The sequence below is a fragment of the Phyllobacterium sp. GQ127 genome (assembly GCF_059758635.1).
This window is the reverse complement of the sequence record NZ_JCAXDZ010000006.1, coordinates 80713-101437: the sequence shown is the minus strand read 5'-3', so window position 1 is coordinate 101437 and position 20725 is coordinate 80713. Positions and strand designations below refer to the sequence as shown.

Annotated in this window: 15 protein-coding genes and 2 pseudogenes; 3 read left to right on the top strand and 14 right to left on the bottom strand. The window is 53.3% G+C overall.

The annotated features are described in order from the left end of the window. Window positions 1–184: 184 nt before the first annotated feature. The 13 genes and pseudogenes from repC to efeU form a co-directional block, all read right to left on the bottom strand. Entirely contained in the window at window positions 185–1474 is a 1290-nt protein-coding gene (repC, locus tag AC6CHM_RS19815; RefSeq protein WP_498174294.1) for a plasmid replication protein RepC, read from the bottom strand. Window positions 1475–1628: 154 nt separating this feature from the next. Continuing rightward, complete coding sequence (gene repB, locus AC6CHM_RS19810) at window positions 1629–2591, bottom strand: plasmid partitioning protein RepB (RefSeq protein WP_498174292.1); 963 nt, start codon at window positions 2589–2591, stop codon at window positions 1629–1631. A 69-nt stretch (window positions 2592–2660) separates the two neighbouring features. After that, complete coding sequence (gene repA / locus AC6CHM_RS19805) at window positions 2661–3863, bottom strand: plasmid partitioning protein RepA (protein ID WP_498174290.1); 1203 nt, start codon at window positions 3861–3863, stop codon at window positions 2661–2663. Window positions 3864–4096: 233 nt separating this feature from the next. Next, window positions 4097–4195 (bottom strand): annotated as a pseudogene (gene cydX / locus AC6CHM_RS19800) (cytochrome bd-I oxidase subunit CydX); the annotation flags it as partial. A 14-nt stretch (window positions 4196–4209) separates the two neighbouring features. Then, a complete protein-coding gene (gene cydB / locus AC6CHM_RS19795) occupies window positions 4210–5364 on the bottom strand; it encodes a cytochrome d ubiquinol oxidase subunit II (RefSeq protein WP_498174288.1) in 1155 nt (384 codons plus the stop codon). Window positions 5365–5370: 6 nt separating this feature from the next. Next, window positions 5371–6948 carry a cytochrome ubiquinol oxidase subunit I gene (locus AC6CHM_RS19790; protein ID WP_498174286.1) on the bottom strand — a complete coding sequence of 526 codons (1578 nt, stop codon included), beginning with the start codon at window positions 6946–6948 and terminating at the stop codon, window positions 5371–5373. 69 nt (window positions 6949–7017) lie between these two features. Continuing rightward, complete coding sequence (locus AC6CHM_RS19785) at window positions 7018–8706, bottom strand: amino acid ABC transporter ATP-binding/permease protein (RefSeq protein ID WP_498174284.1); 1689 nt, start codon at window positions 8704–8706, stop codon at window positions 7018–7020. After that, window positions 8703–10463 carry a thiol reductant ABC exporter subunit CydD gene (gene cydD, locus AC6CHM_RS19780; protein WP_498174282.1) on the bottom strand — a complete coding sequence of 587 codons (1761 nt, stop codon included), beginning with the start codon at window positions 10461–10463 and terminating at the stop codon, window positions 8703–8705. Before cydD ends, AC6CHM_RS19785 begins: the two co-directional genes overlap by 4 nt. Window positions 10464–10465: 2 nt before the next feature. Continuing rightward, the gene (locus AC6CHM_RS19775; RefSeq protein ID WP_115054105.1) at window positions 10466–11038 is read right to left on the bottom strand and encodes a GbsR/MarR family transcriptional regulator; all 573 of its coding nucleotides are present in this window, start codon (window positions 11036–11038) and stop codon (window positions 10466–10468) included. Between the two features lie 177 nt (window positions 11039–11215). Then, window positions 11216–12043 (bottom strand): iron uptake system protein EfeO, encoded by an 828-nt coding sequence (efeO, locus tag AC6CHM_RS19770; RefSeq protein WP_307277764.1) that lies wholly within the window; start codon window positions 12041–12043, stop codon window positions 11216–11218. Window positions 12044–12053: 10 nt separating this feature from the next. Then, window positions 12054–13349 carry an iron uptake transporter deferrochelatase/peroxidase subunit gene (efeB, locus tag AC6CHM_RS19765; protein WP_498174279.1) on the bottom strand — a complete coding sequence of 432 codons (1296 nt, stop codon included), beginning with the start codon at window positions 13347–13349 and terminating at the stop codon, window positions 12054–12056. Between the two features lie 6 nt (window positions 13350–13355). Further along, on the bottom strand, window positions 13356–14537 hold the full coding sequence (gene efeO, locus AC6CHM_RS19760) for an iron uptake system protein EfeO (RefSeq protein WP_498174277.1): 1182 nt from the start codon (window positions 14535–14537) through the stop codon (window positions 13356–13358). 16 nt (window positions 14538–14553) lie between these two features. Beyond that, window positions 14554–15393, bottom strand: coding sequence for an iron uptake transporter permease EfeU (gene efeU, locus AC6CHM_RS19755; protein ID WP_336441282.1), 840 nt, complete (start codon window positions 15391–15393; stop codon window positions 14554–14556). Between the two features lie 740 nt (window positions 15394–16133). Between efeU and AC6CHM_RS19750 the strand changes: the two are divergent. The 3 genes and pseudogenes from AC6CHM_RS19750 to AC6CHM_RS19740 form a co-directional block, all read left to right on the top strand. Further along, window positions 16134–16347: pseudogene (locus tag AC6CHM_RS19750) on the top strand (hypothetical protein); the annotation flags it as partial. A 244-nt stretch (window positions 16348–16591) separates the two neighbouring features. Then, window positions 16592–17158, top strand: coding sequence for an ankyrin repeat domain-containing protein (locus AC6CHM_RS19745; RefSeq protein ID WP_307278965.1), 567 nt, complete (start codon window positions 16592–16594; stop codon window positions 17156–17158). Between the two features lie 40 nt (window positions 17159–17198). Beyond that, window positions 17199–17723, top strand: coding sequence for a YHS domain-containing (seleno)protein (locus tag AC6CHM_RS19740; protein WP_307277754.1), 525 nt, complete (start codon window positions 17199–17201; stop codon window positions 17721–17723). 21 nt (window positions 17724–17744) lie between these two features. On the opposite strand, the gene AC6CHM_RS19735 is transcribed toward AC6CHM_RS19740, so the two are convergent. Further along, window positions 17745–19958, bottom strand: coding sequence for an adenylate/guanylate cyclase domain-containing protein (locus AC6CHM_RS19735; protein ID WP_440810688.1), 2214 nt, complete (start codon window positions 19956–19958; stop codon window positions 17745–17747). Window positions 19959–20725: the final 767 nt, after the last annotated feature.

Below are 20725 nucleotides of genomic sequence, written 5' to 3'. Positions count from 1 at the left end.
CACGCAAAACACTGCATTTTGCCTTCGTTGAAAGTTTGCAGGACGCGATAAAATCGGGCGCAAGCTGCGAAGATCCTTCCGTTTTGACGCTAATGAGCATTTTATTCGATCCGGCGAATTGTCCCCGCCATTTCCGACACGCAATCGTTCCTTTTCTGGCATTTATGCACTTGGCAATTCCCGGCTATCGATCCGGCACCAAATTCAAGTGCGTGCCATGAGCTCTCAATTGAGCCAACAGCATCGGCCAAACCGAGAATTCTCCTTTGAAAGCTCTGTCCGTAAGGGATCTCAGATATCCTCCGGCCGAAGTGATTTGTGCTGCGCGCTCCAAAATACAAGCCACGACAACCGCTGCATTTTCCTGACCCAAAATATCGCAAGCTTCTTCATAGGCCGACGGACTGACGCCCAACATCGACCGTACCACGACAGCAGCCCCCATTAAATCGGACCATGTTGTAATTCCATTTGTGGCGTAGGCTTCTATCTCCGGGCAGGCTTGCCGAACCAGGCCGAGTGGAATCGGCCTCACGTCCTGGGCCGCAATTTGCGCGTTCAAGCGTTCAGATGCGGCAGCTATTGCCGGCAGATTCTCCCCTGCGTTTATCTCGGCGCTCCTCCAATCTGGCTCGGATTTCTCCTCTGGTCTGTTTTCTGGGCCAGGTTCAGATTCAAGTTTATGTTGTGTGTTTGAATTATGTTTGTGACGCTCAAAATGAGATTCATTGGCGCTTGTTTTTCGAGAATTTACCTTGTTTTCCAACAGGCTGAGTATTTCGATTTCAATGCATTCCAGTCCGTCAATCGCCGGCTCCAGATCCGGTGCAGTCGACCGCCTGGAAATGCCTTCTATAACCATCCTGAACCGTCCATAATGGCTGTTCCAGTCAAGGTGCGGCAGTTCTTCCATGCCGAGTTCTACGAGCTTGACGATGTTGCGGCGTAATAAGGTTATACGTTCTTTCAAAAGCTTTAACTGCCATCTCTCCGTCTTTGCCTGGTTGGCAAGTGCTTCCAACTCGGTTGAACGCACCAACAATGGTGCCAATGAGAAGCCAAATGCCTCTCCGTTCTCGCCAGCCCGGATTTTACGCAGGTAGCGTTTGCCATTTGGGCTGTCTTTGCGGAATATTAGTTGGGCCTCAATCAGAGCGCTCAGGTGCCGGCGCAGTGTTGCGGGTGCCATCCCATGGGCGCGAAGTGAGAGCTGCGCATTTGACGGGAAAACCACCAAGCCGTGCTCTTCTTTCAATTCGGTTTGCGGATAGAATGTGAGCAAGGCGTTGAGCACAATCAGCGCCCGATCTGATAGGCCAAGGCTTTGCCGCGCTTCACACAGGTTGCGAAACAGCTTCCATTTATCGATTGATGCTTCGCAATCAACGTCTTGCGCCAAGGCTTGCGTGGCCAACATGCCAAGCGACAGCGATCGCCGCCCGAAGGGCGTCGTTACTGCATGTCCGGTCTGCATTGTCTTTTACCTTCTTCAAAGGCAAAAGAAATCTACTCGCTCAAACGGCGCCAAAAAGTCTTGACAGTGATTCGAGGAAATGCGATTCTCTAGTTGCTAGACATGAGAAGGGCTTCCGCGACGGCAACGTTCGGGAGCTTTTTTCTTTTGCGGGTTAATCTCCTGTTTTTGCTACAGTTTCCGATTCCTTGAAGGCCCGGTAGAGCTCTTCGAGGTTATCGGCAAGATATGCACCGAAGCGTGAGGCATTCTTGGCTTTTAGTGCCAGGGTGAATGCCTGCCCGCTGTTCGTCATATCAACCTTGATGGATTTGTCAGTCGATTGCCAGGTTTGCGCAGTCGATGTTTTTTTCTTCACAGGCCCCGTGGCTTTGCTTAGTGCATTGAAAACCATGTTGAAGCGCGTATCGCCATCGGCGGACGTTGCTTCGGCACCGGAAAGAACCGTGTAAGCTTTCTCAATGCTTCCTGGCATTTGCAAAAACTTAGAAAGTTGCCACCAGCGGTCCCTGCCCGTTGCCTTGGCTGCCCCGATCGCCAGGATCATACTTTCTGGAACCGAGCCAGATACGGTCAGCATTTTTGAGAAAGTCGTTGCATCGAGCGCAAGTGCTGATTTCACAACTGTCTGGTCATAGCCCAAGTCAGCAAGCCGTTTGGCAAACAATGTGCGTTCAATAAAGGACAGATTTGAACGCACAGCGTTTTCCTGTCCCTGGGCGATGACATGGTCTTGATCTGCAAGCGGCTTGACGATGGCACGAACAGGCCGTCCGAGCACACGCGCAGCTTTGGTCCGGCGATGGCCAAAGACAATTTGATAACGTCCGGAAACCGTTGGATGCGGACGCACCAGAATTGGCGTGTCTTGTCCTCTTTCTCCTATCGCTGCCACAAGATCCTGAAGCGCGTCGTCATCGTCATTGATCCGGTCAGTTACGAATGATCCATCGATAACATCAGGATCAAGATCGACCACACTGCCTTTTGCCAGTTCTTCGAAAGAGCTTTTTATAGAGCGCGATGCGCCGCTGGCGGCATAGGAGACCACATCATTGCGATCGTCGCTGGCTGGCGTGACGTTCATAACGCTACGGAAAATGTCTTTACGAGCCATCTGCCTGCCTCGCAAACAGCTGTCCGTCTGTACCTAAGACGTCGGTTTTTACCGCAGTAAATTTCTGCATTATTTACGTCCCCACGCACGATGGACCAAAGCGGCAATCTCGGAATTCACGGCGTTCAGCGATTCAATTGCCCGTTCATAGGTTGACCGGGTGAAACTGGTTTTCTCGACTTCGTACAAGGATTGCTTCGTCAGACCTGCATCGGAAACAGCTGTTGATTTCAACATGGGGCAGGCAAGGATTTCTTCTGCAAGCATAGACTGCATGAAGCCGACCATTTGTGCCTGGGGTATATCTGACGGCTCATAACGGGTAATCAGATAACGGAACCAGTCCAGTTCGACTTTTGCGCCGGCCTGCTTGACGGTCTTCAAAATGCCGCCGAGCATCAGGAGAAACTGCGACATTGACATCAGGTCCAACATTTGAGGATGAACCGTTATCAAAACGGACGTTGCAGCAGACATAGCAGTCAGCGTCAGATAGCCAAGCTGCGGCGGGCAATCGATGATGACGACGTCATAGCGGGCGTCAACCTCCTCCAGGGCCGCAGCAATGCGGGTAAAAAACTGGCGTCCTTCACGCGAGGATCTATCCTGCATGGCCAGCGGCGTATCATACTCATATTCCTGCAATTCAAGATTTGCCGGAATGATATCGAGTCCAGGGAAATTGGTGGGCAGGATAATGTGGGATAGGGGTTTGCGCTCTTCGTCGTAACGAATGGCCTCATAGAGCGACAAGTTGCGATCCAGCTCCGGCTGGAAGCCGTGCAGGGCAGAGAGAGAAGCCTGAGGATCGAGATCTACTGCAAGCACGCGATGCCCGGTCAACGCCAGATACTGGGACAGATGGGCAGCTGTCGTTGTCTTGCCCGATCCACCCTTGAAGTTGACCACGGCGATGACCTGCAGCTTGTCACCGACTCTGCGATGCGGAACGTATTTTTTAAACCCGGTCCGTCCATTGCGGTCAAGATAATGGCGTAAGTCGAGCATTTGATCGGCGGTGTAGAAACGACGCCCGGACGATAGCTGAGCAGGCACAGGGCCTTTGCCCTCAAGATGAAGGCGCTTGAGATTGTTCTGTGTCACGCCCAGATAATGCGCTACTTCCGCCATCGAAAATTCGCGCAAAGTCCTTCTGGCATCCGGTGGAAATTTTTCCATCCGGAGCTGGTTCAACCGGCGTGAGATCTCTGCACCCTGATCAAGTATCTTTTCATCGAACTCGAACTTGGGCAGAGGCACTGCGATATTCATCGAAACCGAAACCTCTAATAGCGCTTTTTGAGAACAATTGTCCCGCTAACCGCCATTAGGCTCCGATTCGCACATGACAGCAAGAAGATTAGCCTGGTGGCAGATGCTGTCTTTGCCGTCGCCAACGGCGAACAGACGCCGCCGGCAACAAAAGGGCCGACAATTTACTACAGTAAATATCGGTCTTTCTCTCTCAAACCAGATGAGTGTGCGTCTGAATTCTCAATGTTGACGCGGGATTTGTCGTCATCGACAAGCTCGTACCACATTGCATTCAATACGGCGAAGGCTGCCGCAAATGGCAATCCCAAAAGCCAGGCAAAATACCACATGACAGTTCTCCTGATTAATAAGCATGTCCGCTTTTGTCGCCAATCGTTGCTTCATCCACCTTGCCCCAAAGAACCTTGTAGACCCAGCTTGTATAGGCAACGATCAAAGGAATGAAGATTGCCGATACAACCAGCATAATAAACAGTGTCAGGTGGCTTGATGAAGCATCCCAGACTGTGAGGCTCGATACGGGATCGAGCGATGATGGCAGGATGATCGGAAACATTGAAACGCCGACCGTTGCTATGATCGATGCCACAGACAGGCCGCTCGACAGTATCGTGGTGCCTTCACGCCTCGCCTTCAGGCCAAAAAATGCGGCGATTGCCCCAAGAACAGCCAAAACAGGGACTGCCAAAAGCAAAGGCTGGGCGCTGTAATTGGCGAACCAGGCGCCTTGCTCGATTACAATCGTCTTCATCAGGGGGTTGGAAGGAGCGGCCTTGTCGAGAAGGCTTGTTACCCTGTACCCGTCAATGCCCAACCAGAGAAATAATCCTGCAAGGGCAAAAATCACCACCGTTAAGGGTGCCGCAACCATTCCGCAGCGCCGCGCCCTGTCTGCGACAGGACCAGATGTTTTGATCATCAGCCAAGCACTGCCATGCATGATGAGCATCGCTACGGAAAGGATGCCGCATAAGAGTGCAAAGGGGTTAAGCAGGCCGAAGAATGATCCCTCATAGAATATTCGCAATTCATTGTTGAACCGGAACGGCACACCCTGAATAACATTACCTACAGCAACGCCGAAAATCAGCGCCGGCACAAAGCCGCCCACGAAAAGTGCCCAGTCCCATGCAGAGCGCCAGAGCGGGCTTTCTCTCTTGGAGCGATATTTGAACGCTACGGGCCTTATGATGAGTGCTGCAAGTATAACGAACATGGCGAGGTAGAAGCCGGAAAAAGAGACGGCGTAGAGTGGAGGCCATGCGGCGAATATGACGCCGCCGCCCACGATCAGCCATACCTGATTGCCTTCCCAGATAGGGCCAATTGTATTGATGACGACCCGCCGCTCCATATCATTTTTCGCAATGAAGGGGAGGAGCGTTCCAATTCCCAGATCAAAACCATCAGTGACGGCAAACCCGATCAGAAGAGTTCCGAGCAGTACCCACCAGATGAGACGCAGCGTTTCATAGTCAAGAAGTTGATGCAGGATCATGATCGTCTACTCCGCTGGTACAATATGTGTGGAAATGAGGGCGGCTTCCGGCTCATGGTCTGGCTCAGGTCCACCCTTGATAGCTTTCAACATCAAGCCCATCTCGATGATGAAAAGCGTCGTGTAGATGACGACAAAGCCTGCAATCGTGATAAGCAAAGACTTGGCGCCGAGGTTGGAAACCGCAGCAGCGGTGGGTAGTACGCCCTCGATAATCCATGGCTGCCGTCCAAACTCTGCAACGATCCATCCGAGTTCCGCTGCGACCCAGGGCAGCGGAATCGAAAAGACGGCAATACGCAAAAGGATGGGATAGGCATCAATCTTTCTGCGAACAGAAAGTATGAAAAAGGTGAAAGTCAGCAGAATGAAGAACATGCCAAGCCCGACCATTATACGGAATGACCAGAACAGCGTGGGTACATGTGGAACAGTATCCCAGGCGGCTTTCGCGATCTGCTCGTCAGAAGCCTCCCTCGGATCGTCGACATAACGCTTTAGCAGCAGCGCATAACCAAGATCGGCGCCGTTTGTTTCGAAAGCCTCGCGGACATCCGCGCCAACTGTCGTGGTACTGCCTACCTCACGAATCTTCTGAAGTGCATCATAGGCGATCATGCCTTTCCGGATTCTGACCTCCGCGTGTTGCACAAGCTCTTCTATGCCGGGAATGACCGTCGTCAGCGATCGCGTACCAATCAGGCCCATTACCCATGGAATGTGGACTGCATAATGTGTCTCACGCGCTTCCTGGTCCGGAAAACCGAATGCCGTAAAGGCGGCCGGGGCGGGCTCCGTTTTCCACATGGCCTCGATTGAAGCCAGCTTCATCTTTTGGTGCTCTGTTGAAAGATATCCGCTTTCGTCCCCAAGAACGACAACTGAGAGAGCAGAGGCCAATCCAAATGACGCGGCGATTGTCATTGACCGCTTGGCAAGCTCGACATGCCGCCCCTTCAGGATATACCACGCGGATACGCCCAGCACGAAGATAGAGGCTGTGACGTAGCCTGCGGAAACCGTGTGCACAAACTTGGCCTGAGCAACGGGGTTGAATAAAACTTCAAAGAAATCAGAGACTTCCATGCGCATTGTCTGCGGGTTGAATGCCGAGCCTACAGGATTTTGCATCCAGCCATTTGCGATCAATATCCATAGTGCGGAGAAATTGGATCCCGCGGCAACGGCCCAGGTGGCGGCCAGATGGCCCACCTTGGACAGCTTGTCCCAACCGAAGAAGAAGAGACCAACGAAGGTCGCCTCCAGAAAGAACGCCATTAGACCTTCAATCGCCAGTGGCGCACCAAAAATGTCGCCCACATAATGGCTGTAGTAGCTCCAGTTCATGCCAAACTGGAACTCCATGACGATGCCTGTTGCCACGCCGATAGCGAAGTTTATTCCAAACAAGGTCCCCCAGAATTTGGTCATCTGTCGCCAAATCACACGGCCGGTCATCACATAAACCGTCTCCATGATTGCCAGCAGCACAGAAAGCCCCAGCGTTAGCGGTACGAACAGAAAGTGATAAAGAGCTGTGATCGCGAATTGCAGGCGCGAGAGCGCTACTATGTCGAGTTCCATTGCTTTGCGTCGGGTTATCCGACCCCCTGTTGATTGGCTCGTCTCATACGAGCCAATAGAAATAAGCGTCTAATCAGGCCTCAGACTGTTGAGGATTGACTGGTATTCAGGTTCGCCCTTGCAACACACCGCTTTGATGCGCCCATGCTCAAGAACCAGCAGTTGATCGGCCAGCATGGCCTCCCGCCTGATATGTGTTGCGATGACAACTGTCTTTTTCTTCATTTGACCGGCCAGGCGTTGCAGAACATCGCGGGCAGTTTCGCCGTCGATCCCTTCCGAAGGCTCGTCCAGCAGCCAGACAGGTGCGCTACTCAACAAAAGCCGGGCCAATGCAAAGCGTCGGCCTTGTCCTCCAGAAAGGCCAATTCCGCCTTCGCCGAGCTTCGTGTCCAGTCCCTCGGGCAGCGTCGCAATCAACTCGGCTAATCCGGCAACCGATAAAACGTCCAGCAGATGCTGGTCGGTTGCGCCGGGAGCCGCCAAAAGCAGATTATCGCGCAGGCTATCTTGAAAAAGCTCCGTCCTTTGGATCAGCGATGCTGAGGCAATGCCCCTTGCAATCCCGGTCACAGCTTCGATTTCACCTGCCAGCAATGCGAGCAATGTCGTTTTACCCGAACCGCTTGCACCAATGATGGCCACACGATCACCGCGCTCAAGTGTCAGCGACACATTCTGCAAAGAGGGCAGGGCAGACCCTGGGTAGGTTACACAGGCCTCACGCAGTTCGACCGCCAAATTTTCCGCAGGAACCTGCAAGGGGAGAGGGTTAGCTGGGGTAACCAAATCCGGTCCAAGCCTTCGTGCGGCAAGGACCGTTCTGCCGAGCTCGATGGCGCCACGTCTTAAAGCGGCAAAAGGCTCCAGCGCTGCAAGAGCAACCAGAATCCCCATCACCGCCACAGGGCCACTGATAGTTCCCAGGCTCGCTAGATAAGCAACGCCGTACAAGACAGCACCGAGCAAAACGGCTGAGGCAATGCCGAAACCTGCGGCTACCTTGGTTTCGATAAGGTTCAGAGTGCCATCAGACAGAGCTAGCTGGGTGTCTGCAGTAAGAGCCGAGTTTTTAAAAGCTGATAATTGCCCTGCCATAACCAGTTCGGTTTGGCCCGCCACCACGTCAATCGTGCGCGACCGAAGCGCTTCAAGCCTGTAAGCGCGGCGACGCGCTGGCACGATACTCCCGCGCGCTGCAAGAACAGGAATTCCCAATCCTGTTGCAAGGAGCCAAGCCGCCACCGCCAGACCAAGCAATGGATGCATCACGCCAAATACGACGGCAACAGCCAAAGCCGTGCAGAGCGCTACTGCCGTCGGAACCAATATCCGCAGATACAGGGAATCCAGCGCATCAATATCGGCTGTCAGCCGAAACAATAGTCGGGAAGGTTGAAGTGCCAATCTGTTTGCTGCGCCAGGTTGGGCGGTGTTCCTGAAGAGCCGTTCACGCAACGCTGCAAGCACACCCAACGTTGCCTCGTGCGTTGTTAACCGCTCGCCGTAGCGGGCAGCAGTTCTGGCAAGCGACAGAAACCTTATGGCCGCCGCAGGAGCGAACACGTCAAAAACGAGGGCCGTTGCTACCGAGGTACCAGCAATTGCCGTCGCTGTAATGAACCAGCCAGACACGCCCAGCAAAGCAATGCCTGCAAAGACAGTACCCGCCGCAAGCAGAGCGCCAGCCAGGAGCATTACGCGTCGTTCGGCAAAAAAGAGAACGATAACAGGTTTAAACACACGCCAGAGAGTCATGGATGTTCCTCCCGGCAGGTCTTATTTCCAATGATGATTGTCCTGCCCATGCGCGCGGCCAGCACCGGGTCATGTGTCGCGACGATCAAGGTTTTTCCGGCAGCAACCGCTAGTAAACGATCTGCGATTTCATCTGCTGTTGCTTTGTCGAGATGTGCTGTCGGCTCATCCGCAAGGATTAGACCAGCGTCGCGGTCAATGGCCATGCGGGCCAGAGCAAGCCGCCGGATCTCGCCCCCGGACAAGCCTGAGCCACCCTCGCCAAGATAATTGTGGCGTTGCGCATTGGCGACTTTGTGCAAGGAAGAGACACGCAATGCATCGTCAATATCATCTTTGGTCAAGCCGCGGCGGTGCAAGCATAGATTGTCGGAGATTGTACCTGCGAAAATATGCGGCGTTTGCCCCATCCAGCCTATGCGCGCGCGCAAGATCCCACTGGTGTTTGCATCAAGCACCGTATCACCGATCCTGATTGTTCCTGCCGTGACAGGTGCTAATCCTGCAATCAATGCCAGCAGGGTAGATTTGCCCGCGCCACTTGGACCCAGTAGTGCGATATGCTCGCCAGGGCGCACTTCAAGATTGAGGCCATCAAATAGCGGAGAATGCGATCCTGCATGGCTAAATGACAGGTTTTCTACCGTTAGCGCCACAGGCGCTCCCGACCATCTCACCGCCTGCAACTGCATAGAATTATCCGTAATGGGCAAACCCGTCACTGAGAGGCTGTCCAGTGCATCGATTGCGGCCTCTCCAGCGGCTCGGTCGTGCCAGACTGCTGACAATTCACGCAGCGGTTCAAAAAAGGCTGGTGCCAGCAAGAGTATAAACAGGCCTTCGCCAAGACCAAGGCGGTGGCCCCAGGCGCCGAATTCAAGCTGTCCAAGAAAATGAAACCCAACATAGACGGCGACCATGGCAACACCCAGTGCCGCAAAAAGCTCAAGAACGGCCGAGGACAGGAATGCGATGCGCAGAACTGCCATCGTTCGCGTTCTAAGCTCATCGGCATTGGCACGCAGTCTTTGAGCTGTGAAATCAACTGCACCGAGCGAGCGTATCGTCGCAAGACCACGCAATCGGTCTAACAGGAATGCGTTCAGATCGCCCATTTCGGCCAGATGCCGCTCGCTTGCCGCCTTTGCACGCCATCCGATCAGAGCCATGAAAATCGGGATTAATGGCGCCGCCATCAACAAAACCAGCCCTGCAACCCAGGACAGTGGAAAGATGCAGATCAGGATAACCAAGGGTATGATTGTGGCCTTCATCCTTGCAGGGCGGAAACGGGCAAGATAGGGCAAAATGGCGTCCGCCTGTTCGGCGATGACGCTGGCTGCGAGGCCAGATGCTGGCTTCTCGATGTCGAGGGGAGAGCGCTGGGACAATGCCAGGATTGCTTGCCTTCTTTTTTCCGACAATGTTTCCCGTGCCTTGCGGAAGGTCAGTCTTGCGCCGAAAGCATCCAGCAGTGCTCGTAATACGCCTACAATGATTATAGCTGTGACGATCCAGTGAATTTCCGCCATGCTGCCGGCGATGATGATCGTTGCACCTTTAGCCAGCAGGGCGGCCTGCGGTAGCCAAAGCAGCGATGCCAGTACCTGCATAATGGCAGCACCGCGTTCATTCTCGGAATTCTTCTTTACACAGATCCGAGCCTCGCCATCAACGGGATTGGGGCGCACTGACGCATCAGTGTCTGCCAACCCTTCTCTGGTAAGCGCTATGGTGGATGGGTGCAAAGAGCTCATACTCAGCCCTTGTCGTTGGTACGTTTTGACCGGCCAAGAGAAACGATCTTGTCCTTGGCTTCCAGAAGCTTTGTGACCTTTGCGCCAAGCGTGAGCAGTGTTGCGAGGCGATCCGTTTCAAGTTGCTTGACGTCTTCATACCAGGTTGTCAGCTGCTCGATCAGGCTATGCATTTCTCCCATGCGCACTTGTGCGTGGCGCTCAGCATCGCTTGCGGGTTTCTGCATGAGGATTTCACGCAAAACCGACAATGTCGGGTCAACTTCACGCTTCTTTCGCTCTTCGGCAAGCGTCCTCAAAATCTGCCAGACATCATCGGGCGTCGTGAAAAAATCGCGCCTGTCATCTGGAAGATGCTTGAGCAACACCAAATTCCAGGCTTGCAGTTCACGCAGGCTCATAGAAACATTGGAGCGGGAAATACCTAGGGATTCAACGATTTGCTCGGCATTCAGCGGCTCGGGCGAGACGTAAAGCAGGGCGTAGATTTGACCCACGGTCCGGTTGATACCCCACCGACTGCCCATTTCCCCAAAATGAAGCACAAAAGATTGGACAAGGGGCGGCAGGTTCATCATGTTTTCGTCTCATCAGTTATTTCAGTAATTACTGAAATAACGATACTACATGAAAACTCCTTCTTCAACGCCACTCGTCAAGGTGCGACGATTGTGCTCCTCTACCCGTTAAAACAAAAAAAGCCCGGCCAGATCACTTGATCTGGCCGGGCTTCAAATTGACGATGTGATGACTTAGTTTAGACCAAGCTTGCCACGCAATGTGGAAAGGTCTTCTGCAAGCGTGTTAACTGCCGCTGCCAGCACGGCACGGTCATCGTCAGTCAGCTTGTCATAAAGCTCATAACCATCACCTTTTTTGTACTTTGCAAGCGTGACATCAACCTTGTCGAAATTGCCTGAAACCTTGGTGATGAACTCACCATCGCTTTTCTCGATCAAAGGCCGCACGAGATCGAAGATCTTGCGCGAACCATCGAAATTCGCCTTGAAATCCCAAAGGTCAGTGTGGCTGTAACGATCTTCTTCGCCGGAAATCTTGGTGGCTGCAACTTCTTCCATAAGGGCTGCAGCGCCGCCCACGACCTTTTCGGGTGGCAGCGTCAGCTCAGTAATGCGCTTGTTGAGCTCTGTCACATCTGCCATCAGCTTCTCGGCAAAAGGAGCCAGATCCTTTGTGCTGTTTTCGGAAAACAGACCGTATTCGATACGGTGGAAGCCCGTGAATTCGGGATCCTTTTCCGCTTTCTCATGGTCGTCTGCGCGAGAATCGATTGATCCGTCAAGATCGCTGAAAAGTTCTGCGATTGGTTCGATTGCTTCATAGCTCATACGCGTCGGAGCAAAGAGCGACTTGGCCTTGTCAACATCTCCAGCCTTTACCGCATCGGTAAATGCCTTGGTATCCGCGACCAGCTTTTCCAAATTTTCTGATACATAGATCTTGTAGTCGGCAATTGGGCCAACCAGATCGAGTGGAGCAACTTCGGCTGACGCTACGCGCGGCAGGAATGCAGCTGTGATCGCAAAGAGGCTTGCAGAGAGAGTTATCTTCAACTTCATCGTGAGTTCCTTAGGATTTGATGCGGGTCATCTGATGGCCCGATGCTTCAAGAAGTGTCCGGCCTACGAAGTCGTCCTCGTTCGCTGGGCCGGGCAGTGTAAAAAAGAAACCGCCACCAATCGGTTTGATATATTCTTCGAGTGGCTCACCATCGAGCTGTCGCTGAACGGTGATGAAGCCCTTCTCAAGGTCGGCCTGGTAGCAGATGAAAAGCAGGCCCTGTTCAAGCTGGCCTGATTTGCTCACGCCGTTTGAATAGTTGAACGGGCGGCGCAAAATGCGATTCTCGTCAGATGTTTTTGTGCGTTTATTGGCCAATCTGATATGGGCATCCAGCGCGGTGACTTTGCCTTCCGGATCATTTGAGTAGTCCGGAACGTCAAATTCCGCGGTGCCACCGAAGGGCGCTCCACTGGCTTTTTTTCGTCCGATAATTGCTTCCTGCTCGGCCAGCGGCGTCCTGTCCCAGCGCTCAACGAAATTGCGTATGATCCGCACCACCTGATAAGTACCCGCCTGGGCCCATGAAGGCTCGTCGCTTTGGCGCACCCATACGAGTTGGTCCATGAGCGCAGCATCATTGCCATCGGGATTTGCGGTTCCATCGCGGAATCCCAGAAAATTTCGCGCCGTTTCGTGAGTGCCATCGGCTTTTGGCGGAAGAACCGGAACCGAGCCCTCCTGCTTCCACCGCAGGACCATCAGATCCGGCAAATTCTTCAAAATATCCCGCAGGGCGTGAATGTTTGTGTCCGGTGTATTTGCGCATATCTGCAAGCTCAGATCGCCGTGACATAAATCAGCGTCGAGAGCATCGTTGCGCGACGCTTTCATGCGCGAGAGCTGCTTCGGCTTATGGTTTATGAGCCAATCGCGCTGATCAAAGAACGAAGAGCCCAAGGACACGGTGATCGTCAAATTATCCGGCGGGATAACCGGGCCCAGAATACCTGAATCCGACGGCGGCAGTTTGTCGTCAAACTCTGGTGGCCTGCCGCCTTTCATCAGAAAGTCGATGCGCTGTGATAGTGTTCTGAACAGCCGTTCAACTTCTTCAGGCGTTTTGGCGAGAACGTGAAAAGATGCAATCATCCCTGCTGCGGGCCGCGGGGTGACAATACCGGCTTGATGGACGCCGTAAAACGATTGACGTTCCTGCGTCTTGTCGCTGACAGGAGCGTCGGTAACCTGTTCACCCTGCTTTTGTGCGGCGCTGGCAGCTGTTAATCCTGCAACCACGGCGGTACCCGCGCCAAATAGCACGCTGCGGCGCGTCGTCGTAAATTTATCAATATCCTTGCCCATTTCAAATTACTCCAAACCAACCGCAATATTCAGTTTGCCGATAGCATCGGCCAGAGCCCTGATCTTCTGAGCCAGCAAGTCCCGACCTTCTTTTGTAACTTTGTCATAGGACGGGTAGCCATCAGCGCCGCGCAGGGCGGCCAATGTCGTGTTGGCGTCGGCGAGCCGGGTTTCAATATCAGTCACGACTGCCGGCGCTGCCTGAATTGCCACCGGCTTCAAAAGCGCCATCATGCGCGAAGTTCCCGCCAGATTGCCTTCAAAATCGACCAGATCGGTTTGGGAATAATGGTCCTCGCCATTGGCTATTTTCGTATCGGCGATTGAGCCCATAAGACGGGCGGCACCCTTGGCTATTTGCTCCGGTGGTATGCGCAAGCCACGCACCCGGTCTTTTAGCGCCGTGACATCAGCCAGTAATTTGGCTGAAACCGGTGCCAGCCCATCAAGGCTGTTGGAAGCGTAAAGAGCATATTCGATCCGGTGAAAGCCGGTAAATGCCGGATCCTGTTCGCGCTTTTCCAGATAATCGGCAATGGGGTCAATGGCGTTATGCAAATCGGCAAACAGATCGGCCATTGGCTCAATCTGCTTATAAGGAATCCGCGCTTTTTGATAAAGCACGCGCGCCTGATCGAGATCACCCGATTGAATTGCAGCGTCCAATGCGGTTGTCGCCTTTACCAGATTGTTTGTCTGGGACATCAAAAACACCTGAAACTCGGCAAGTGCACCAACAAAAGAGACGAGGGGAGGGCGCGCTGCTTCTGCCTCGGATTCTGCTGATGGCGTGACGTGCAATGTCCCGCGCGGACTGCTGAGAAGCCCGCAGGTGATTTCATAATCCCCGGCCTTCAGCTTTGCCTGCATAGTTTGCGTAAAGCCTGGAAGGATATTCTCGCGCTCTTCCAGAACCATAACGCCATCAAGGATTTCCCACTCAAGCGCACGGTCGGAATTATTGATTATCTTGAACGTGGAACGGCCAGCAGGAACGGTGATGGCGTTAGGGTCACAAGCACCATCTTTAATCGTGACGACGACTGCATTGTCAGACGCCCCTGACTTCATGTTCTTTGACGCAAAATAGAAAGCGCCAGCTCCCGCGACCGCCAGAATTGCAGCAGCGGCAACGGCCAGTTTCATCAGTTTCGAGGAGGGAGCGGAAGGGCCGGTATTGCGCGTCATTCGCTGGTTCTTTCAATCAACGGGAAAATTTTGGCGATGCTGAAGGCGCGGGAGCACTTGCAGGGCGCAGGAAGAAGAAAAGGCTGATTAACAGAAAACCTATATAGACAATCGCTTCGCCAAGTGTCGGAGCATCCTGATAACCGAATATGCCTGACAGCAAAGTGCCAAGCGGGCTGGCAACCGGCAAAACACCGCTGAAATCGAAAAGAACCGTCTGAAAACTGTTCCAGACACCGGCCTCATGGAAATGACGCAGTGACCCTGATAGGATGCCCGCAGCGACGATAATGATGAAAATTCCGGTCCAGTAGAAGAACCGGCGAAGATTGAGGCGGATACCGCCAGCATATATTCCGTAACCGATGACAATCGAGACGAGAATGCCTAACAATGCGCCAAGCGAAGCATCATTACTTGTGCTCTGCTGGAATATTGCGAGCAGGAAAAATACCGATTCCAGGCCTTCACGGGCCACAGCAAAGAATACCATGGCAATCAAGGCGGTGGTCTGGCCTGATGAATGCGCGAGCGCATTGTCGATGGACGCGTGAAGCTCGGACTTGATCGACCGCGCGGCCTTGCGCATCCAAAATACCATGGACAGCAATACGACAGCTGCAATAACGCCGACAATCGCCTCAAAGAACTCTTGTGCCTTTTGGGGGAACTCGGCGCTTACCAGCTGAAGACCCGCGCCGACAAAAAGCGAGAGTGCAACCGCGAGAAATATACCAACCCATACCGCAGGCATCCAGGCGCCACGTCCGGTCTGTTTTAGATAACTTGCAACAATCCCGACGATCAAAGCCGCCTCGATACCTTCGCGTAGCATTATCAGAAATGGAACGAGCATTAAATAACCTCAGCGCCTCATGCCTGTCTCATCCAGATGACAAGCAAAGCCGTCGGAGTCATAGACCGCCGCGAAAAACGAAGCAATAACAATATATTAGAAGAATTCTAATATATTGTTGGATCAAAATTCATCAATCTTTTCCATATGTTGACTGATTTTATCAGAATTCCATCAATGACTATTCCGTGTCCTCGCCCTGACCTGGACGCAAGCAGGGGGATGGTCGGGAGCTACGAAGTCGCCGTACGCCATCAAGAAACGGCGCCGCGAATTGTCGTTTGACGAATTTGATGAGATTATCGCGCGCTGGTATGAGCGCCCTGCCAGGCAGTCTCAGGATAGGAAAAATTTCGAGGAGATCGCCGAAAGGATTCGACCATATCGCGACCAAGCACATACTGTGGACGAAGCCTTGCAGATCGCTGCGCGGGACGATCGATCGGCTTTCGGTAAAGAGAGCTCGAGGCCGCTTTCAAGAGATCGATGGGCGGTGTCTTCATGCTTCGACAAGCCTCGGCTCTGGAGCGACCTGAAGTAGAGCAAAACAGGCTTAGGGCACCGTCCGAATGCCGATGATATCGTCATGTTCAGACGCGACCCAGGAATTCGAGAAAGCGAGCGCCGGACAGCGCCGCTGCCTCGCCCTCATAGCCCGCGAGCGCATTGTCAGCGAACAGGTGCCAATCGCCGGGGCAAAGGAAGAGTTCCGCGCCGAGTACATTGTTAGCAATTTCCCCGTCAAAGGCGTCGATGGTCGGACCGTTACCGTGACCTATCATGGCCAGGAAAAGAAGATCGCCATTCCGGACGGCTGCCGTGACCATTGCTGAGGCAACCAAGGACGATCTTGTTCCCGGTGCCGTCGTCTTCATTGCGGCCGAAATGGCTGCGACCGGCCCGGTCGCCCATCAGGTGGTCGTCGGCAAAAATGGCGTGCTTCCTCCCATGTGAGCCACGTCTTTGCCGGTCGGACCCGCCGCCTACGGGTTCGACCGGCGACAGCGACCACCTCTGTTTCGGGGGGGGGGGCGGCGATGGGCATGGTGTCCAGGTAAACAAAAGTAGTTGGATCATTAATCAGATATCTTAGATTGCTCTGATTGTGGGGGAAATGCCGCTGTGATAATGTATTTTGCTCTTGAACGAAGAACCGCAGCGAAAGTGAGATTGTGCGGTGAATGTTTTCTTGCCCATAATGCTGGTTCTCATGGGTACTTCGTCCACCGTCGCTGGCCCATTGCACGACGCGGCCAAGAACGGGGATTTGAAGCTTGCAAGGCAGCTTCTGGACCAAGGAACGAACCCAACCGATTTTGATAGCTCGGGTGAACCGGCGCTGCTGATCGCATCGCTCGCAGGACACGCAGATATTGTTGCGTTTCTTCTTGATAAGGGTGTCAGTGTTGAAAGTCGCAACAAGGGAGGGCTGACGGCATTGCATGCTGCGGCATATGCAGGAAACCTTGACGTCGTAAAATTGCTTGTGTCGAAAAAAGCTCCGGTGAATGACGATAAGAATTTCTACCATATGTCACCATTGCACGCCGCGGCTGAAGAAGGACACGCGGAGGTTGTAGCGTTCCTACTGGCCAACAAGGCCGATATCGAGGCGAAGGAACGCAACGGCTATACGCCGGTTACCCAAGCCGGTTGGCGGTCGCATTGGGAAGCGGCAGACTTGCTGCTTAAAGCTGGAGCGGTATGCCAGGCGGCCGACATCGTCGGAGAACCGCTTTATAACGAGTGCCTGAAGCGAAAATGATCCTTCACGACAGGTGCCGCCCGGTAAAGGAGGATTCATTATGATTGGTAACAAACACAAAGGTGGCGTCTGGGCCGCGGTGATCCTAGGAGCGGCGTGCGCACTGGTTTCATTGTCCTCGGCGGTTGACGCAGATGAGCCTATCAATACTGGCTATTTCGGAGATGTGGCGATCAAGGGATACGATCCCGTCGCATACTTCACTCAAAACAAGGCAATGCAGGGAACGCCGGAATATTCCTATCGATGGCTTGGAGCCAACTGGCAATTCACCAGTGCGGAAAATCGCGATCTTTTTATCGCCGAGCCAACCAAATATGCCCCTCAATATGGGGGGTATTGCGCTGATGGTGTCTCATTTGGAACCGTTACCACAAACATTGACCCCAAAGCTTGGCGCATCATCGAAGGCAAACTTTATCTCAGTTACGATCCGGGAGCGGCTGACGGGTTTGAAAAAATACCAGCCAAACTTGCTGACTCGAAAAAGCACTGGTCCGAGGTTGAACACATGCTGGCTTCGGAAAAAACCGGGAAGAACTGGCGTGAGACACCGCCAAACTAATCACGACCGACCGCCCGTCAGTCAGGGTGTAACCGAGAACGACATTACCGCTCGCGGGGTGACATGAATAAATGGCTTGTCTTGTTCCCACTCTTTTGAGGTGTTGCGGTAGACATAGCCGCAAACCATGCGATCTAGAAAATAGCCCGTAAATTGTTCGCAGAGGCGATCATCCCGGATTTCCACGGTGCCCGTAATGCTCGTATTGGCGCTGCGATAGGCAGTGCCTCCACTCTTGTCAAAATATTGGATAAATTCAGTCCCGTTCCTGTGCTTTCCGGTCCAGGTTTTGTTGTTCGTCAGCTCGCGTAGTTCTGCTCCACGGATTTGATCGGCAGGATTCCCTTGAAAATCGAAAGGCCATTGCGGAATGCCAGCTGCCCTAAGGCCTGACAGGTGGTAGCGTAGATCGCTGTCACGCCAATAATCATATAGATAGGTGTAGTAGGTCAAATTGCTATCGGGAAAGATTGCCAGCAATTGCTTTGCTTCTTGCTCAGCTTGCTGTTTTTCGTTTGCATAGGCAAAGGCCGCTGCCAGATATTCCCGAGCGGGCTCGACCTTTGGAAGGGCGGATCGTGCTGCTTCTATCAGTGGTATCGCGCGTGCATTTTCCCGTGTGGTGTAGAAGACTATGCCAGCCAGCAGCTGCAAGTTTGGTGGCGGTGTTGGATCTAGCCGCAATGCCTTGTCCATCTCAATGATCGCCTGCTTAGAATCGCCAAAGTACGCCAGGATCAAAGCAAGATTTGCAACGATCTCCGCGTCGTTCGGTTGGGCCGCGACTGCTCTGTAAGCGGAATCCTTCGCTTCCACGGCGCGGCCGTCTACCAGTTGCAGCAGGGCGAGGACCGTTTGAGCACGCGCATTGTTGGGATCAATCTTCAAGGCTTGTCCTGCCGCGTCATAGGCTACTTTGCGCGCAACAGCTCCTGACCATAAGTAATTATAGTCGTTACGCCATACATCAACGGCGACGCGGGCAATACCCGCATGAGCACTGGCGAAGTCTGGATCAAGATCAATTGCCTTTTGGTAGTATGCCAAGGTTCGACGAAAGGACTGAACGTCGCCGTAGAAAAAACCCTCCTGCTCAGCTCTCAAGAAATAATCATAAGCCTCCAGATTATCCGTGGGGATACGTGCCAGCTGCTCGCGTTCATTCTTGCTGAGCTTGACCTCAAGCGCTGAGATAATCTTGCCAATTACGTCATCTTGGACCGCAAACAAATCCATATATTGCCGGTCATACCGCTCCGCCCAGAGGGATAATCCCGTTAGCGCGTCTATCAATTTCACGTTGATCCGCAGGCGCGTATCGGCTCGTTGCAACGTTCCTTCGAGCACAAAATGCACGCCCAGTTCTGCTGCAACGTCCTGAATCGATGAATCCTTGTTTCGTACTGCAAAAACGGAATGGCGGGCAATTACAAAAAGGCCGGATACTTTGGAAAGTTCGGTAATGAGATCATCGGTTAGACCGGCTGCAAGATGGTCATGTTCCGTCGCACCACTCACATTAATAAAGGGTAGCACTGCTACCGACGGCTTTTCTGGCAGAGGATAGGCAAAGCGCCCAGGCGATGCAGGCAGGAAAGTTGCGCCTATCTGCCACCAAACTCCTGCAGCGGCTAATAAAACGAACACGATCAAGCCAAGGGCTTTGCGGGGCGGCCAACGGCGCGGTGGCGGAACTGGTTTGGCATTGATTCTGGCTGCCGGATCGGCGACAACACGATAGACTCGAATGGGATCGGCGATGTTCTTCACCATCCGCTCGCCTAAGGAAATGTAACCCAATGCGAGTTTTGATTTCACCTGGTCATAAGCAGAACCGGAGATCGCAATGCCGCCGGGCTCTGCCAAACCCTGAATCCTGTCCGCAAGGTTTACACCATCGCCCTGTATATCCTCGCCTTCAACAATGATGTCCCCAAGATTGATGCCAATGCGGAACACCAACTGTTGCTCCGGCAACGCACCGGAGTTGCGTTCGGCCTTCTTCTTCTGGATATCCACTGCGCAACGCAAAGCATCAACCACGCTTTGAAACTCAATCAAGAGGCCGTCACCTAAGGTCTTCACCAATCTGCCCCGATGGTGAGCGATGGATGGATCGAATATATCTGTCATGTCGAGTTGGAAACGTGCGCGCGTGCCTTCTTCGTCAATCTGGCTCAACCGGCTGTAGCCAACGACGTCTGCGATTAATATGGCTGCAAGACGGCGCTTCATTGCCGCTCCCGCACGGTGCGTGTTAGTTTCACCCGGACACTACAGCATCGCGTCTATCTCTGTCACGGTGCAAGGCATATTTGCCATCCAATTGACTAGAAGAGACACTGAAACGTCCAGGCATGGAGTGCAACGCTGCTCGTGGCACAACAATTGCGCCTTAAATGCTCTCGGAACAATCTACTGGCAGCAAATCGGTGAGAACTTGTCCAGCGTATTGCCGCGCGGATTTGCATGGAGGATTTCTCGACTTGGGACGCTAGCTAGTGGCTGGACGCCAGTCGGAGCATTCCGATTATCCGTTCCGCCTCAGCGCCAGGGATGTTATCCGTTTCGACCAGCGGGAGCCGGTGGCTACTATTTCGTAGGCCGCTGATGTTCGACATTCGATCACTCTCTCCGAAGGAGTCATACTCTACTGGCCATCGCAAGCGGTCATTGGAGCAGTGTGATGGAAATCATGACTTTGCTACAGGGGGCGGCAGGCGGCGTTTAACGGAGGTCCCCTTGATAACAAGCGGTCTTTCATGTTGAGGTTTGGCTGCAACGATTTCCAATCGGGCATCGGCCTCGTTGGAGGGTATAAAAAACTTCTCTTCATTAAATTCGCAACCATATAGGTCGCCCGATCGTTGGTGTCCCATTCCTCCATTAAGCGGTGGTTCTGCGGCTGGCTGGCACCATCCTTCAGAGCCTTCATGGACAGTCTTTTCGACAATGCAGACAGGCATGGCTATGGCACTGGCATCGCACGGGTTTGACGCCGC

Bases quoted from the DNA above. Each gene is read 5' to 3' on its own strand.
- repC (WP_498174294.1), bottom strand. From the start codon at position 1,474: ATGCAGACCGGACATGCAGTAACGACGCCCTTCGGGCGGCGATCGCTG.
- repB (WP_498174292.1), bottom strand. From the start codon at position 2,591: ATGGCTCGTAAAGACATTTTCCGTAGCGTTATGAACGTCACGCCAGCC.
- repA (WP_498174290.1), bottom strand. From the start codon at position 3,863: ATGAATATCGCAGTGCCTCTGCCCAAGTTCGAGTTCGATGAAAAGATA.
- cydB (WP_498174288.1), bottom strand. From the start codon at position 5,364: ATGATCCTGCATCAACTTCTTGACTATGAAACGCTGCGTCTCATCTGG.
- AC6CHM_RS19790 (WP_498174286.1), bottom strand. From the start codon at position 6,948: ATGGAACTCGACATAGTAGCGCTCTCGCGCCTGCAATTCGCGATCACA.
- AC6CHM_RS19785 (WP_498174284.1), bottom strand. From the start codon at position 8,706: ATGACTCTCTGGCGTGTGTTTAAACCTGTTATCGTTCTCTTTTTTGCC.
- cydD (WP_498174282.1), bottom strand. From the start codon at position 10,463: ATGAGCTCTTTGCACCCATCCACCATAGCGCTTACCAGAGAAGGGTTG.
- AC6CHM_RS19775 (WP_115054105.1), bottom strand. From the start codon at position 11,038: ATGAACCTGCCGCCCCTTGTCCAATCTTTTGTGCTTCATTTTGGGGAA.
- efeO (WP_307277764.1), bottom strand. From the start codon at position 12,043: ATGAAGTTGAAGATAACTCTCTCTGCAAGCCTCTTTGCGATCACAGCT.
- efeB (WP_498174279.1), bottom strand. From the start codon at position 13,349: ATGGGCAAGGATATTGATAAATTTACGACGACGCGCCGCAGCGTGCTA.
- efeO (WP_498174277.1), bottom strand. From the start codon at position 14,537: ATGACGCGCAATACCGGCCCTTCCGCTCCCTCCTCGAAACTGATGAAA.
- efeU (WP_336441282.1), bottom strand. From the start codon at position 15,393: ATGCTCGTTCCATTTCTGATAATGCTACGCGAAGGTATCGAGGCGGCT.
- AC6CHM_RS19745 (WP_307278965.1), top strand. From the start codon at position 16,592: ATGCTGGTTCTCATGGGTACTTCGTCCACCGTCGCTGGCCCATTGCAC.
- AC6CHM_RS19740 (WP_307277754.1), top strand. From the start codon at position 17,199: ATGATTGGTAACAAACACAAAGGTGGCGTCTGGGCCGCGGTGATCCTA.
- AC6CHM_RS19735 (WP_440810688.1), bottom strand. From the start codon at position 19,958: ATGAAGCGCCGTCTTGCAGCCATATTAATCGCAGACGTCGTTGGCTAC.